This is a genomic window from Catenibacterium sp. CAG:290, from assembly GCF_000437715.1.
GTDB lineage: Bacteria > Bacillota_I > Bacilli_A > Erysipelotrichales > Coprobacillaceae > Catenibacterium > Catenibacterium mitsuoka_A.
In genome coordinates this window covers 1-501 of record NZ_FR898865.1, presented here as the reverse complement: position 1 = coordinate 501, position 501 = coordinate 1, and the positions used below count along the sequence as shown (strand labels likewise).

The following is a 501-nucleotide window of genomic DNA, read 5'->3' as shown; positions in this document are numbered from 1 at the left end:
ATGAACGTTCTTTACATATTCAGGTTATTGCGACAGAAGCAGATGAAATTGTGAAAGAAGCACATAAGATCTTTGAAGAAGTAGATGACAAGGTATATGTAAAGGTCCCTACTACTTATGAAGGTGTTAAGGCAATGAAAATCTTAAAGGCTGAAGGTAAAAATGTAACTGCCACAGCTGTTTATGATTTGATGCAGGCTTATATGGCACTCGCAGCAGGTGCTGATTATATTGCGCCTTATACAAATAGAATTGGAAACTTAGGAAATGATCCTTTTGAATTAATGGCTCATTTATCTAATAGAATTGTAGAAGATGGTTATGACTGCAAGATTCTTGCAGCAAGCTTCAAGGGTGTACAGCAGGTAAGAGATGCATTTAATGCAGGTAGTCAGGCTATCACTGCACCAGTCAGCGTATTAAAGGCAATCTTTGAAAATCCAAGTATTTCTAAAGCTGTGACTGATTTCAATAATGATTGGTATTCAGTATACGGAGAAG

The 501-nt window shown here is 36.9% G+C and carries 1 protein-coding gene; it reads left to right on the top strand.

Annotation, left to right across the window (positions count from 1 at the left end; genetic code table 11):
• A partial coding sequence (locus QVO42_RS09295) for a transaldolase family protein (RefSeq protein WP_288164306.1) occupies positions 1–501 on the top strand: 501 nt, incomplete at both ends.